Origin of the sequence: Methylobacterium organophilum (assembly GCF_022179465.1) — a bacterium.
GTDB classification, from domain to species: domain Bacteria; phylum Pseudomonadota; class Alphaproteobacteria; order Rhizobiales; family Beijerinckiaceae; genus Methylobacterium; species Methylobacterium organophilum.
Map to the genome: position 1 here is coordinate 57,705 of NZ_BPQV01000015.1, position 13,620 is coordinate 71,324.

Annotated in this window: 13 protein-coding genes; 8 read left to right on the top strand and 5 right to left on the bottom strand. The window is 72.0% G+C overall.

Features of this window, described 5'->3' with window-relative positions:
• The first annotated feature begins 11 nt into the window (after positions 1 to 11).
• From MFF21_RS21200 to MFF21_RS21210, 3 genes are all read left to right on the top strand, one after another.
• A complete protein-coding gene (locus tag MFF21_RS21200; RefSeq protein ID WP_238313756.1) occupies positions 12 to 1,778 on the top strand; it encodes an SLC13 family permease in 1,767 nt (588 codons plus the stop codon).
• Between the two features lie 75 nt (positions 1,779 to 1,853).
• Positions 1,854 to 2,486 (top strand): hypothetical protein, encoded by a 633-nt coding sequence (locus MFF21_RS21205; RefSeq protein ID WP_373325074.1) that lies wholly within the window; start codon positions 1,854 to 1,856, stop codon positions 2,484 to 2,486.
• A gap of 253 nt (positions 2,487 to 2,739) precedes the next feature.
• Positions 2,740 to 3,048: a hypothetical protein gene (locus MFF21_RS21210; RefSeq protein WP_238313758.1), complete on the top strand. Its 309-nt coding sequence runs from the start codon at positions 2,740 to 2,742 to the stop codon at positions 3,046 to 3,048.
• Between the two features lie 12 nt (positions 3,049 to 3,060).
• On the opposite strand, the gene aroB is transcribed toward MFF21_RS21210, so the two are convergent.
• Positions 3,061 to 4,179, bottom strand: coding sequence for a 3-dehydroquinate synthase (aroB, locus tag MFF21_RS21215; protein WP_238313760.1), 1,119 nt, complete (start codon positions 4,177 to 4,179; stop codon positions 3,061 to 3,063).
• 28 nt (positions 4,180 to 4,207) lie between these two features.
• The gene (locus MFF21_RS21220) at positions 4,208 to 4,816 is read right to left on the bottom strand and encodes a shikimate kinase (RefSeq protein ID WP_444543584.1); all 609 of its coding nucleotides are present in this window, start codon (positions 4,814 to 4,816) and stop codon (positions 4,208 to 4,210) included.
• 164 nt (positions 4,817 to 4,980) lie between these two features.
• On the opposite strand from MFF21_RS21220, the gene MFF21_RS21225 reads away from it, so the two are divergent.
• The 5 genes from MFF21_RS21225 (at position 4,981) to MFF21_RS21245 (ending at position 10,050) form a co-directional block, all read left to right on the top strand.
• The gene (locus MFF21_RS21225) at positions 4,981 to 5,133 is read left to right on the top strand and encodes a histidine kinase (protein WP_238313762.1); all 153 of its coding nucleotides are present in this window, start codon (positions 4,981 to 4,983) and stop codon (positions 5,131 to 5,133) included.
• Positions 5,130 to 6,107 carry a tyrosine recombinase gene (locus MFF21_RS21230; RefSeq protein ID WP_283206548.1) on the top strand — a complete coding sequence of 326 codons (978 nt, stop codon included), beginning with the start codon at positions 5,130 to 5,132 and terminating at the stop codon, positions 6,105 to 6,107. The genes MFF21_RS21225 and MFF21_RS21230 overlap by 4 nt, the downstream gene beginning before the upstream one ends.
• A 101-nt stretch (positions 6,108 to 6,208) precedes the next feature.
• Entirely contained in the window at positions 6,209 to 7,933 is a 1,725-nt protein-coding gene (locus MFF21_RS21235) for a methanol/ethanol family PQQ-dependent dehydrogenase (RefSeq protein WP_238313957.1), read from the top strand.
• An 89-nt stretch (positions 7,934 to 8,022) separates the two neighbouring features.
• On the top strand, positions 8,023 to 8,778 hold the full coding sequence (locus MFF21_RS21240) for a methyltransferase (protein ID WP_238313763.1): 756 nt from the start codon (positions 8,023 to 8,025) through the stop codon (positions 8,776 to 8,778).
• 132 nt (positions 8,779 to 8,910) lie between these two features.
• Positions 8,911 to 10,050, top strand: a complete 1,140-nt coding sequence (locus tag MFF21_RS21245; protein WP_238313764.1) for a sensor histidine kinase — start codon at positions 8,911 to 8,913, stop codon at positions 10,048 to 10,050.
• Between the two features lie 70 nt (positions 10,051 to 10,120).
• On the opposite strand, the gene MFF21_RS21250 is transcribed toward MFF21_RS21245, so the two are convergent.
• From MFF21_RS21250 to MFF21_RS21260, 3 genes are all read right to left on the bottom strand, one after another.
• A complete protein-coding gene (locus MFF21_RS21250) occupies positions 10,121 to 11,647 on the bottom strand; it encodes an acyl--CoA ligase (RefSeq protein ID WP_238313766.1) in 1,527 nt (508 codons plus the stop codon).
• A 32-nt stretch (positions 11,648 to 11,679) separates the two neighbouring features.
• A complete protein-coding gene (locus MFF21_RS21255) occupies positions 11,680 to 12,687 on the bottom strand; it encodes a 2-dehydropantoate 2-reductase (protein ID WP_238313767.1) in 1,008 nt (335 codons plus the stop codon).
• A gap of 164 nt (positions 12,688 to 12,851) precedes the next feature.
• Positions 12,852 to 13,616 carry a fumarylacetoacetate hydrolase family protein gene (locus MFF21_RS21260; protein WP_238313770.1) on the bottom strand — a complete coding sequence of 255 codons (765 nt, stop codon included), beginning with the start codon at positions 13,614 to 13,616 and terminating at the stop codon, positions 12,852 to 12,854.
• Positions 13,617 to 13,620 lie beyond the last annotated feature (4 nt).

Below are 13,620 nucleotides of genomic sequence, written 5' to 3' on the forward strand. Positions count from 1 at the left end.
GCCCCCCGCCGATGACCCTCGACCAGGCCCTCGCCTTCGGCGTGATCGGCGTCACCATCGTCCTGTTCGTCTCGGGGCGGCTCGCCTACGATCTCGTCGCCCTGCTCGCGTTGCTCGCCGGCCTCGTCACCGGCGTGGTGAAGCCGGCCGACGCCTTCAGCGGCTTCTCGGACGACGTGGTGATCATCGTGGCGAGCGCGCTGCTGATCTCGGCGGCGGTCTCCCGCTCCGGCGCCGTCGAGACCGCGATGCGGCCGCTCCTGCCCTATCTGCGCACCCCGGCGAGCCAGGTCCCGGTGCTCTGCGCCGTGGTGATGGCGCTCGCGGCCCTGACCGAGGGGGTCGGCGTGCTCGCCCTGTTCATGCCGGTCGCCCTGCAGCTCGCCCGCCGCACCGGCACCCCGCCGGCCCTGCTCCTGATGCCGATGGCCTTCGCCTCGCTGATCGGCGGGCTGATCACGCTGGTGGGCTCCTCCACCAACGTGGTGCTCTCCAAGGTGCGCGTGGACATCGTGGGCAAGCCCTTCGCGATGTTCGACTTCACCCCCGTGGGCCTGAGCCTCGGGCTGATCTTCCTCCTCTTCGTGAGCCTCGCCTACCGCCTGCTGCCGCGGGACCGGCGCCCGGCCGGGTCGCTCGCCGATGCCATGCGGCTCGCCGCCTACACCACCGAGGCGCGGCTGCCCGCGGCCTCCCCCCTGGTCGGCGCCACGATCCGGGAGCTGGAGGCGCTGGCGGAGGGCGGGGTCGTGATCGGAACGGTGATCCGCGAGCGCTTCCGCCGCTACGTGCCGACGCCGGACTGGCGGCTCAGGGACGGCGACATCCTGCTCCTCGAAGGGGAGCCGGAGGATCTGGAGCGCCTCGTCGCCCGCGCCCGGCTGGAGCTGGTGGGCGCGGCCCCCGTGGACGGCCCGGTGGGGGTGGTCGAGGCCGTGGTGCCCGAGGGCTCGCCCCTCGACGGGGTGAAGGCGGGGGCCGCCGATCTGGAGGGCACTCTCGGTGTCGGCCTGATCGCCGTCAGCCGCAGCGGCGCGGCCCTGAGCGGCCGGCTCGCCAGCCGGCGCCTTCGCGCGGGCGACGTCGTCGTCCTGCGCGGGCCCGATGCCCGGATGCCCCATGCCCTCGCCGAGCTGCGCCTGCTGCCGCTGGCCGAGCGCAGCATCGCCCTCGGCCATAGCCGCCGGGGATACCTGCCGATCGCGGTGCTCGGCCTCGCCATGCTGGCCGTCGCCTTCGACCTCGTGCCGGTGGCGATCGCCTTCTTCGCCGCGGCGACCGCCCTGCTGGTGCTGCGGGTGATGACCATGCGCGAGGCCTACGAGACGGTCGACTGGTCGGTGATCGTGCTGATCGGCGCCCTGATCCCCGTGGCGGAGGCGGTGCGCACCACCGGCGGCACCGACCTGATCGCGGCGTCGATGCAGGGCCTCGTGCAGCACCTGCCGCCGGTCGCCACCCTGGCGCTCGTGATGGTGACGGCGATGCTGGTCACGCCCTTCCTCAACAATGCCGCGACCGTGCTCGTGGTGGCGCCGATCGGCGCGAGCCTCGCGGCGCGGCTCGGGCTCGACCCGGATCCCTTCCTGATGGCGGTGGCGGTGGGGGCGACCTGCGATTTCCTCACGCCGGTCGGCAATCCCTCGAATTCGCTGGTGATGGGGCCTGCGGGCTATCGCTTCGGCGACTATGCCCGGCTCGGCTTGCCCCTCGTCGTGCTGATGATCGCGGCCGGCACCGGCCTGATCGCCCTGATCTGGCCGCTCGGAGGACATTGACGGATGCGACGGCTCACCCGCTCCCGCGCCGCTGGCGCTTTCCCTTTCGCGGTGCCTGCCGTATGCCGCAGGGTGATCGTTGCGGCGCAATGCGCGGGTTCCGCACTCCTCGTCTTCGCCTGGCTCGGCGTGCTCCCGGCCGCGTCCGAGGGCGTGGCGAGCCCGGAGGCGCCCCGGACCAGGCCCGAGACCGCACGCTTGATCGAGACCCTGAGCGCAAGGCTGCTCGCCGCCCACAGCGCCACCGCGGTGCTGGAGGCCTGGTGCGCCGAGCGCGGCCTCGCCGACGACCCGCGCATCGTCGCCGTGCGGGTGCCCGGCATCGACAAGGCGCCCTCGCCGGAGCAGCGGGCGCGCCTTTCGGTCGGGCCGGACGAGCCGGTGCGCTACCGCCGGGTCCGGCTGACCTGCGGCCCCTACGTCCTCTCGGAGGCCGACAACTGGTACGTGCCGGGCCGCCTCACCCCGGCGATGAACGCGATGCTCGACGGGACGCAGACGCCCTTCGGCCGGGTCGTCCGGCCCCTGGCGCCGACCCGGCGCAACCTGTCCCTGCGCATGCTCTGGAGCCCGGGGCGCGAGGCCGTCCCGGCCGCCGACGAACCGCTCTTCGCCGTGGAGGCGGTGCTCTCCACGGGCGAGGGTCTGGCCTTCTGCGAGGTGGCGGAGACCTATACCGGCGCCGTGCTCGCGCAGGTCCGGCGCTGACGGGCGCGCCAGGGCCGGATCCGAGGAGGTTCCGCGGGACGCTTCGATCGCGCGGGCGAGGTCTACCCGGGCGTCGAAGCGCGGGTTGGCCCGTGGGTTGGCCCGTGGGTTGGCCATGGTGCTCGACAGGTTCTCGATGAAGCGGCCGGGCTGTCGCCGGGCCCTTCGTTCGCCCCGAAAGACCGGGGCGGGGGCGGGATGGACGCCGGGTGCCGGCGGGGCTATCCGGAAGGGCGCCCCACGGGACCTGCCCATGAAAGCCCTGCTTCCCCTGCTCGGACTGCTCGCCGCCACCGGGGCCGTCGCCCAGGAGACCGTCCGCGACGGGCGCCCCTTCACCCCGGCCCTGAGCTGCGCCGCCGTGAAGCGGATCGTGGCCGAGCGCGGCCACGCGGTCCTGGCCACGAGCCCCAACGCCTACGAGACGGTCCATCTCGAGAGCGGGGCCTGCCGGGAGGAGGTCACGGCGGCGCCGGCCTTCGAGCCGACCCTGGACGATCCGAACTGCTTCGCGGGCTGGCGCTGCCGCCAGCGCGACAACGACGGCACCGGGGTTCGCTGACGGCGAGGTCCCTCAGCCGGCGGCCAGCTCGTCCTCCAGGAAGGCGCGGACATCCGCCGCCTCGATGCCGGGGGCGATGAAGCTCCGGCCGATGCCGTGGGCGAGGATGAAGGTCAGGCGCCCGTCGCGCACCTTCTTGTCCTGGGCCATGGCGTCGAGCAGGGCCTCCGCGTCGCCGCAGCCGCCGGGCACCGCCTGCAGGCGCGTCGGCAGGCCGGCGAGCGCGAGGTGGTTGGCGACGCGGCCGGCATCCTGGCCGGGGCAGAGCCCGAGCCGGGCCGAGAAGCGGAAGGCGAGGGCCAGCCCGATCCCGACCGCCTCGCCATGCACCAGGCGGGCGGACTCGTAGCCGGTCAGGCGCTCCAGGGCATGGGCGAAGGTGTGGCCGAGATTGAGCAGGGCCCGCTCGCCGTCCTCGCGCTCGTCGCGCACCACCACGCCGGCCTTGGCCCGGCAGCAGATCGCCACCGCCTCGTCCCGCTCCGGGCCGCCGGCGAAGATCCCCGGCCAGTGGGCCTCGCACCATTCGAAGAAGGCCGCCTCGTTGATGAGGCCGTACTTCACCACCTCGGCATAGCCCGCCCGCATCTCCCGGGAGGAGAGCGTGTCGAGGGTGGCGGTGTCGGCGAGCACCAGGCGCGGCTGGTGGAAGGCGCCGATCAGGTTCTTGCCGAGGGGCGCGTTGATCCCGGTCTTGCCGCCGACGGAGGAATCGACCTGCGCCAACAGGGTGGTCGGCGCCTGCACGAAGCGCACGCCCCGGCGCAGCACGGCGGCCGCGAAGCCCGCGAGATCGCCGACCACGCCGCCGCCCAGCGCCACGACGAGGTCGTTGCGCTCGATCTTCTCCGCGAGCAGCCCGTCGCAGACCTGGGCGAAGGTGGCGTAGCTCTTCGAAGCCTCCCCCGGCGCGACGCAGACGATGCCCGCCCGCAGGCCGGCCGCCTCGAGGCTGGTGCGCACGCGCTGGGCGTAGAGCCCGGCCACGGTCTCGTCGGTGACGATCGCCGCCGCCCGGCCGCCCAGGGCCTTCACCCGGGCGCCGGCCTCGTCGAGGATGCCGCGCCCGATCAGGATGTCGTAGTCGCGGCCCCCGTCCAGGGGCACATGGACCGTTCTCTCGCCGCTCATCGTCGCCTGGCTCATTCGCGTCCCCGGCTCACTGCGCCGCCACGCCCTGGATCGGAGGCGGGTGGAGGAACCCGTCGATGGCTTCCATCACATCCTGGACCACGCGGTCGTGCGAGACGTCACGGGACATCACCATGATGTCGGCCTGGGCGTAGACCGGATGCCGCACCTCCATGAGCTGCCGCATCGTCTCCTCCGGATCCTCGGTCTGGAGCAGGGGGCGGGTGCCGCGCTTGCGCACCCGGCGCATCAGCACGTCGAGCTCCGCCTTGAGCCAGACCGAGACCCCGTCCGCGGCGATGCGGGTGCGGGTGGTCTCGCGCATGAAGGCGCCCCCGCCCGTGGCGAGCACCATCGGGCCCTCGCGCAGCAGCCGCGCGATCACCCGCTCCTCGCCCTCGCGGAAGCTCGCCTCGCCGTAGATCGCGAAGATGTCGGCGATGGTGAGGTTGGCCGCGGCCTCGATCTCGTGGTCGGCATCCTTGAACATCAGCCCGAGCCGGCTCGCGAGCCGGCGCCCGACCGTGCTCTTCCCGGCGCCCATGAGACCGACGAGCACGATCGACCGGGCCCCGAGGCCACGGCGCAATCGCGCTTCGATCGGTTCGCCGGGCGGCTCCGCCGGCGGTTCGGTCAAGGTCATCCGGGGGTCATAGACGGTTTTTCCGGGCGGGCGAAGCACCTGCTTGATCCGGCTTCACGGAGCCTGTGGCCTTCCGGGCCTTGCCTTCGCCGTTGCCCCGTGGGATCGGAAAACCGGCCCCGCAGCGCGACTTGCCGTGCGCCCGGAGAGGTTGCCCTTTGCCCACGCTGTTCCGCTTCCTCGCCACGATCGCCATCCTGGCCGGACTGGTTTTCGCGGGCATGTTCGCCCTCGCCACCTTCGTGACGCCGACCCCGCGGGAGATGAGCGTGACCATCCCCGCCTCGAAGCTGCAGCCGGGGGCGAAGTGAGCCGCGCCCCCTCTCCGGCCACCGGAAAGGGGCAGGGGGCGCACGCGACGCAAGAGGACACGGCGGCCCTCTTCCTCGACATGCTGGCGGCCGAGCGGGGCGCCGCGGGCAACACGCTCGCCGCCTATCGGCGCGACCTCGACGACTACCTCGCCCATCTCGAGGCGGCGGGCACCTCCCCGGAGGCGGCGGCGCCCGAGCAGGTCCGCGCCTATCTTGCGGGGCTGGAGACGCGCGGCCTGAAGGCCTCCTCCGCCGCCCGCCGGCTCTCCTGCATCCGCGGCTTCCACAAGTTCCTCTACGCCGAGGGGCATGCCGAGGGCGATCCGACCGCCCCGGTCTCCGGCCCGCGCCGGGCCAAGGGCCTGCCCAAGGTCCTGTCGGTGGCCGAGGTCGACGCGCTGCTGGCCTGCGCCCGGGAGCGGGCCGAGCAGGCCGGGCCGCCCGGCGAGCGCGCCCGGGCTCTGCGCCTGCTCTGCCTGCTGGAACTGCTCTACGCCACCGGCCTGCGCGTCTCCGAGCTGATCGCGCTGCCCCGCTCGGCGGCCGCGACCCGGGAGCGGCATCTCGTGGTCAAGGGCAAGGGCGGCCGCGAGCGCCTGGTGCCGCTCACCGAGATCGCCCGGGCGACGATGCGGAGCCATCTCGCCCATCTGCCGGGGGACGGCCCCTGGCTGTTTCCCGCCGACAGCGAGAGCGGCCATCTGACCCGGCAGGCCTTCGCCCGCGACCTGAAGGTCGCCGGCGCCGCGGCCGGCATCCGCGCCGACCGCATCAGCCCCCACGTCCTGCGCCACGCCTTCGCGAGCCATCTCCTGCAGAACGGCGCCGACCTGCGCATCGTGCAGGAGCTCCTGGGGCACGCCGACATCTCGACGACCCAGATCTATACCCACGTCCTCGACGCCCGGCTGAAGGGCATGGTGCGCGACCTGCACCCGCTCAACGACGCGCCGGACGAACCAAGTTCCTGAAGAAACGGTTTGGTTTCTTGCTAAAACTATCTCTTTTGCCGGCTTTTCTTCTGCTCTGGCCCCTGGCCGCCGGTGCGGCGGGGCAGGGGGGCGAGAGCGATCTGGCGCGGCGTCTCGCCGATCCCGGGCAGCAGGTGCTGCAGACCCTCGACTATGCCAACACCCGCTATTCCAGGCTCGACCAGATCACCGCGGAGAATGTCGGGCGGCTCAGGGTCGCCTGGACCTACTCGACCGGCGTGCTGCGCGGCCACGAGGGCGCGCCCCTCGTCGTGGGCAACGTCATGTATGTCCACACCCCCTTTCCCAACACGGTGACGGCGCTCGACCTCGACCATGACGGGCGGATCCTGTGGCGCTACGAGCCACGGCAGGACGCGAACGTCGTCGCGGTGATGTGCTGCGACACGGTCAACCGCGGGCTCGCCTATGCCGACGGCGCCATCCTGCTGCACCAGGCGGACACCACCCTGGTCTCGCTCGACGCCCGGACCGGCGCGGTCAACTGGTCGGTCAAGAACGGTGATCCGTCCAAGGGCGAGACCAACACCGCCACCGTGCTCCCGGTGAAGGACAAGGTCATCGTCGGCATCGCCGGCGGCGAGTACGGCGCCCGCTGCCACGTCACCGCCTACAGCCTGAAGGACGGCAAGCGCCTCTGGCGCGCCTATGCCACCGGGCCGGATGCCGACCTCCTGGTCGATCCCGAGACGACCACCGCCCTGGGCAAGCCGATCGGCAAGGACTCTTCGCTGAAGAGCTGGGACGGCGACCAGTGGACGATCGGCGGCGGCTGCAGCTGGGGCTGGTTCTCCTACGACCCGGAGCTGAACCTGGTCTATTACGGCACCGGCAATCCCTCGACCTGGAACCCGGCCCAGCGCCCGGGCGACAACAAATGGGCGATGACGATCGTCGCCCGCGACCCCGATACCGGCCTAGCCCGCTGGCTCTACCAGATGACGCCCCACGACCAGTGGGACTATGACGGCGTCAACGAGATGATCCTCACCGACCAGACTGTCGGGGGGCGCGACCGCAAGCTCCTCACCCATTTCGACCGCAACGGCTTCGGCTACACCCTCGACCGGGCCACGGGCGAACTGGTCACGGCCGAAAAATTCGATCCGAGCGTGAACTGGGCCGCGCGGATCGAGACGGATCCGAAGGCTCCGGATTACGGCCGCCCGGTCCTCGACAAGCGCTACGCGACGGAGGCGGCGGGCGAGGACGAGGTGACCAAGGGCATCTGCCCGGCCGCCCTCGGCGCCAAGAACGAGCAGCCGGCCGCCTTCTCGCCGAAGACCGGCCTGTTCTACGTGCCGACCAACCACATCTGCATGGATTACGAGGCGTTCCACGTCTCCTTCACCCCGGGCCAGCCCTATGTCGGGGCGACCCTGACGCTGATGCCGCCGCCGGGCACCGAGCGCACGGGCAACCTCGTCGCCTGGGACAATATCGCGGGCCGGATCGTCTGGTCCCTGCCCGAGCCCTTCTCGGTCTGGTCGGGCACCCTCGCCACCGCCGGCGGCGTCGTCTTCTACGGGACGCTTGAGGGCTGGCTGAAGGCGGTCGATGCCGGCACGGGCAAGGAACTCTACCGGTTCAAGACGCCGTCGGGCATCGTCGGCAACCCGATGACCTTCCTGCACGGCGGCAAGCAATACGTGGCGGTGCTCTCGGGCGTGGGCGGCTGGGCCGGCATCGGCCTCGCCGCGGGCCTGACCGATCCCGCGGACGGCTCCGGCGCGGTCGGCGGCTATGCCGCCCTGTCGCGCTACACGGCGCCGGGCGGCCAGCTCACGGTCTTCGCCCTGCCGTGACGGCCGGGGCCCTCCCGTCCCGGATGCTTGAGGCGCGCGCGCGGCCGGTCTATCCGGTCCTGTCACGGAGAGCAGGTCCTGTCGTCGGCATGACAGCGTGGAAATCCGCGGTCGCGCGCGCCTTCGACGGGGCGGCGGCCTATGACGGCTCGGCGCGGGTGCAGGCGCTCGTCGCGCGCGCCCTCGCCGAGGCGGTCGCGGCGCGCAAGCCCGCTGCCGCCAGCGTGCTTGAGATCGGCTGCGGCACCGGCCTGCTCACGGCGGCGCTCCTGCCCCGCCTCGCCCACGAATCCTGGCTCGCCACCGACATCGCCCCGGCCATGATCGGCCGCTGCCGGGCACGGCTCGGCGCGGTTCCGGGCCTGCGCCATGCCGTCATGGACGGCGAGCGTCCGGCGCTCGCCCCCGGCTTCGACCTCGTGGTGTCGAGCCTGGCCGCGCAATGGTTCCTCGATCAGCCCGCCGCCTTCCGGGGGCTCGCCGGCCTGCTGCGGCCGGACGGCCTCCTGGCGGTCGCGACCTTGGTCGAGGGCACCTTCGCCGAGTGGCGGGCGGCGCACGAGGCCCTCGGCCTGCCCTGTGCCACCCCCCGCTTCCCGCCCGCCGAAGCCCTGGCCGGGCTTGCGATCGAGGGCTGCACCACCGACCTCACCCTCGAGCGCGTGGGCGAGCGCCACGCGGACGGCACCGCCTTCCTGCAGGCCTTGCGGGCGATCGGCGCCCAGACCGGGCGGTCGGCGCCCCTCTCGCCCGGAGCGCTCCGGCGGGTCCTGCGCCGGTTCGAGGCGCAGGGCGCGTCCGTCACCTACGCGGTCGCCACCCTGCTGGTGCGCCGCGCCGGCTGAGGGAGGCTCTGTGCGCGTTCGGCGACGATCGGAGAATCCGGCCGTTTTCCGGCCACATCGCCGCCCATCTCTCTTGCGAGGGGGCCGGCTTCCGTCCTTGATGCCCTTACCCGTGGTCCGGAGCGATCCTCGATGACCGCCCTCTCCCCGTCGGCGCTGGAGATGCGCCTGCGGCAGCAGGCCCTGTTGTCCGATTTCGGCCTGGAGGCCCTGCGCGCGACCGAGCTCCTGCCCCTGCTCCAGAAGGCGACCGAGCTCTGCGCCGAGGGCATGAACGCGCAGTTCTGCAAGGCGCTCGAATATCAGGCGGCCCAGGATCTCCTGCTCGTCTGCGCCGGCATCGGCTGGAGCCCGGACGTGATCGGCAAGGCGACGATCGGGGCCGATCTGGCCTCGCCCGCCGGCTTCGCCCTCAAGACCGGCCGCCCGGTCATCTCGAATCACCTGCAGGGCGAGACCCGCTTCCGGACCCCGTCGCTGATGGCCGCCCACGGCATCCGGCGGGCGATCAACGTGCTCATCACCAATGCCGACGGCCATTACGGCGTGCTGGAGGTGGACGACACCCGCGAGGGCATGTTCGAGGAGGCCGACGTCGCCTTCATGCAGGGCTTCGCCAACCTGCTCGGCGGCGCGATTGAGCGCCTGCGGGCCGAGGCGCGCCTCAAGGCGGCGCTGGAGCGCCAGGACCTGCTCGGCCGCGAGATGAGCCACCGGGTCAAGAACAGCCTCGCCGTGGTCGCCGGGCTGCTCGCGCTGCAGGCGCGGGGCTCGGACAACAAGGACGTCCAGAACGCCCTGGCCGATGCCCGCACCCGGGTCGAGGCGGTGGCGCAGGTCCATGACCAGCTCTGGCGTCAGCCGGACGTGACGCGCTTCGACCTCTGCGACTTCCTGGAATCGCTCTGCGCCAAGCTGCAGGAGAGCGCCGGCCTGCACCGGCTCGTCTGCCGGGCGCAGGCCCTCTCTCTTCCCGCGGACCTCGCGATCCCCCTCGGCCTGTTCGTGAACGAGCTCGTCACCAACGCGATCAAGTACGCCTATGGCGAGGGCGCGGGCGAGATCCGCATCGAGGCGAGCGCGCCGGCGGAGGGCGGCCTGACCATCGCCGTCTCCGACGACGGGATCGGCCTGCCGGAGGGGTTCGAGCCCGCCAAGGCGAGGGCGAGCCTCGGCATGCGGGTCATCGTCAACCTCGCCCGGCAGCTCAACGGCACCCTCGCGGTCGTTCCGGGGAAGGGCGCCCGCTTCGAGCTGCGCATGGCCCCTTAGGGGCGGGGCGGAGGGTTCGTTTCGGCCGCTCCCTCGAACCGCGCGGGTTCGAGGGAGCGAAGGGGCCGGATCAGGCGAGCCCGAGCTTCTGGGCGAGGCCGATGCGCTGGAGCTTGCCGGTGGCGCCCTTCGGGATCTCGTCGAGGATCAGGATCTTGGCGGGCACCTTGAAGGCGGCGAGCCGCTCCGAGGCGAAGCCGCGGATGTCCTTCTCCAGCGCCTCGACGCCCTCGCGCAGCACGATCGCGGCGGCGACGTCCTCGCCGAGCTTGTCGTGCGGCATGGCGAAGGTCACGCATTGCGACACGGCCGGATGGTCCATCAGGATCTCGTCCACCTCCCGCGGCGAGATCTTCTCGCCGCCGCGGTTGATGATCTCCTTCAGGCGGCCGGTGATGGTGAGATAGCCCTCCGGGCTGAGCACGCCCTGATCGCCGGTGCGGAACCAGCCCTGCTTGGTGAAGGCGTCCGCATTGGCCTTCTCGTTGTTCTCGTAGCCCGCCATCACGTTGTCGCCGCGGATCACGATCTCGCCGGGCTCGCCGGCGGGCAGGGGCTCGCCGTCGAGGTCGACCACCGCGATCTCCGGGCCGGCCGCGAGACCGACGCAGCCGGCATAGTGGGGCTTCGGCGGCAGCGGGTTCGAGGCCATCTGGTGCGAGGCCTCGGTCATGCCGTAGGCCTCGATCACCGGGGCGCCGAAGGCCTCCTCCAGCTCCTTGAGCACCTGCGGCGGCAGGGAGGAGGAGGAGGAGCGGATGAAGCGCAGCTTCGTCGCCTCGATCACCTCGCGGTTGCGCGAGGCGCGGCCCAGGATCGCCTGGTGCATGGTCGGCACGGCCGTGTACCAGGTCGGCTTCACCTCCGACATCCAGGCGAAGAACTTGAGGGCGTTGAAGCCCGGGGTGCAGGAGACCTGGCCCCCCGCCGAGAGCGGCGCGAGGATGCCGGCGATCAGGCCGTGGATGTGGAACAGCGGCATGATGTTCAGGCCGCGATCCTCGGCGGTGAAGGCCAGGGTCTGCCGGATGTTGCGGGCCGAGGCGCAGACGTTCGACTGCTTGAGCGGCACGATCTTCGGGCGGGAGGTCGTGCCCGAGGTGTGCAGCACGAGGGCGAGGTCGTCGGCCGCGGCCGGGCCGCCCTGCGCCGGGGCGCCGACGCCCGCGCCGGCAAACGACAGGGTGAAGCTGCCCGCGCCCTGGTCCGGCGTCGGGGTCAGGCGGGCCACCGGCACGCCGAGCTTCTGCGCCACGCCGACGGCCGGGGATTCCTCGCCGTCGAGGGCGACCAGGAGCTTCGCCCGGAGGTCGCTCATGTAGAACTCGAACTCGTCCGCCTTGTAGGACGGGTTCAGGGGCGCCGAGGTGGTGCCGGCGGCGATCGCGATGAAGGCCGCGGCCATTTCCGGCCCGTTGGGGAGCACGATGGCGACGCGGTCGCCGCGCCCGATGCCCTGGGCGTTCAGGTCGGCGATGGTGCGGTCCGTCAGGGCGCGCAGCTGGCCGAAGGTGAGCGGCACGCCGCCGGGGCTCGACAGGGCCGTGGCGTCGTCGGCGCCGGTCTTGATCAGGTCGAGAAGGGTGGTTGCGGCCACGACGGCCTCCTTGAGCAAGGGATGAGAAGGGGTCAGGCGGGCTGGATCGCGAGGCGGCCCTGGGCCTTGTCGAGGCTCTGGGCGAGAAGCCGCATCAGCGAGAAGACGCTGTCGATATGCGGGGTCGGCGTGTTGGTGAGGCGGCCGAGCTCGATCACCGAGCCGACCAGCGCCTCCAGCTCGATCGGCCGTCCGGCCTCGACGTCCTGCAGCATCGAGGTCTTGTGCGCGCCGACCTTCTCGGCACCGGCGATGCGCTTCTCGATGCCGAGGCGGAAGGTGACGCCCAGGGTGTTCGCGATGGTCTCGGCCTCGCGCATCATCTCCGCGGCGAGGGCGCGGCTGTCGGGGAAGCGGCAGATCTCCTCCAGCGTCGCGTGGGTCAGGGCGGAGATCGGGTTGAAGCTGAGATTGCCCCAGAGCTTGAGCCAGATCTCGGCGCGGATATCCGTGGTCACCGGCGCGCGGAAGCCGGCCTTGCCGAGGCGCTGCGACAGCGCCAGCACCCGCTCGGACTTCGAGCCGTCGAGCTCGCCCAGCCCGAAGCGGTTGCCCTCGATCACCTTCACGGTGCCGGGATCCGTCAGCACGGTCGCGGGATAGACCACGCTGCCGATGACGTGCTTCGGGTCGAGATTGTCGGCGATCAGGCCGCCGGGATCGGCGCTCTCCAGGCGGGTGCCGGCATAGCTGCCGCCATGGCCGCCGAGGAAGTACCACCACGGGATCCCGTTCTGCATCGTCACGACCACGGTGTCGGGGCCGATCAGGTGCTTGAGGTCGGCGGCGATGGGGCCGACTTGATGCGCCTTGACGGTGAGCAGCACCACCTCGTGCGGGCCCGCCTCCTCCATGGAGCGCGTCGCCTTCACGTTGCGGGCGTGGATTTCCCGCCCGTCCTCCTCGATCAGCCGCATGCCGTTCTCGGCGATGGCGGCCGCGTTGGAGCGGGCGATGAAGGTGACGTCCTCGCCGGCTTCCGCCAGCCTCACGCCGAGATAGCCGCCGATGGCGCCTGCGCCGACGATCGCGATGCTCATGATCCGTGTCCGCTTCTCAAACCGTGTCAGCTCTTGAACTGCGGATCCCGGGCAGAGGTGCCCGGGCTCCCTGTCGTCGCCCGGCGGGTCGGCAGGGCGCATTCTTCATTCAATCCCGCGGCGCACAGTTCCGCCCCGCGGGCCGTCCCGTTCAACCCCGACTTTCAGACGAAGGTGTTGGTGAGGATGCCGATCCCGTCGATCGCGACCTCGACGGTCGCGCCCTTCGGGATCGGGCCGGAGCCGATCGAGGTGCCGCAGGCGATCACGTCCCCGGGCTCGAGGGTCATGCCCTGGGAGAGCATCGAGACGAGCCGGGCCGCGGGGAAGATCATGTCCGACACCGGGTAGTTCTGCCGTTCGCGCCCGTTGACCAGGGTGCGCACGGTCAGCGTGGCGGGGTCGAGACCGGTGGCGATCACCGGGCCGAAGGGGCCGAAGCCGTCGAGTCCCTTGGAACGGCACCACTGGGCGAAGCTCGGATCCGCCTTGAGGATGGGCAGGGCGGTGACGTCGTTCACGCAGGTATAGCCGAAGATATGCGCGACGGCCTCCGCCTCCGTCACGTCGCGGGCGGCCTTGCCGATCACGATGCCGAGCTCGCCCTCGTAGAGCGCCCGGCCCGCGGCCTCCGGCACGGGGATGGCGGCGCCGGACGCGGCGTAGCTGTTGGCGGGCTTGAGCAGGAACAGGGGCGCCTCGGGGATCGCCAGTTCCTGCTTCTCCGCCATCGCCCGGAAGTTGTTCCAGAGCGCGATGAACTTGGAGGGCCGGCAGGGCAGGCCGACGGTCACCTCGGCGAGATCGAGGACGGCGCCGGTCGGCACGGGCGTGCCGAACAGGTCGCCCTCGTGCACCGCGATCCGCGTGCCGTCGAGGCGGCCGAACCCGGCCGCCCCGTCCCGTGTGAAGCCGATCCAGTGGGCCATGGCG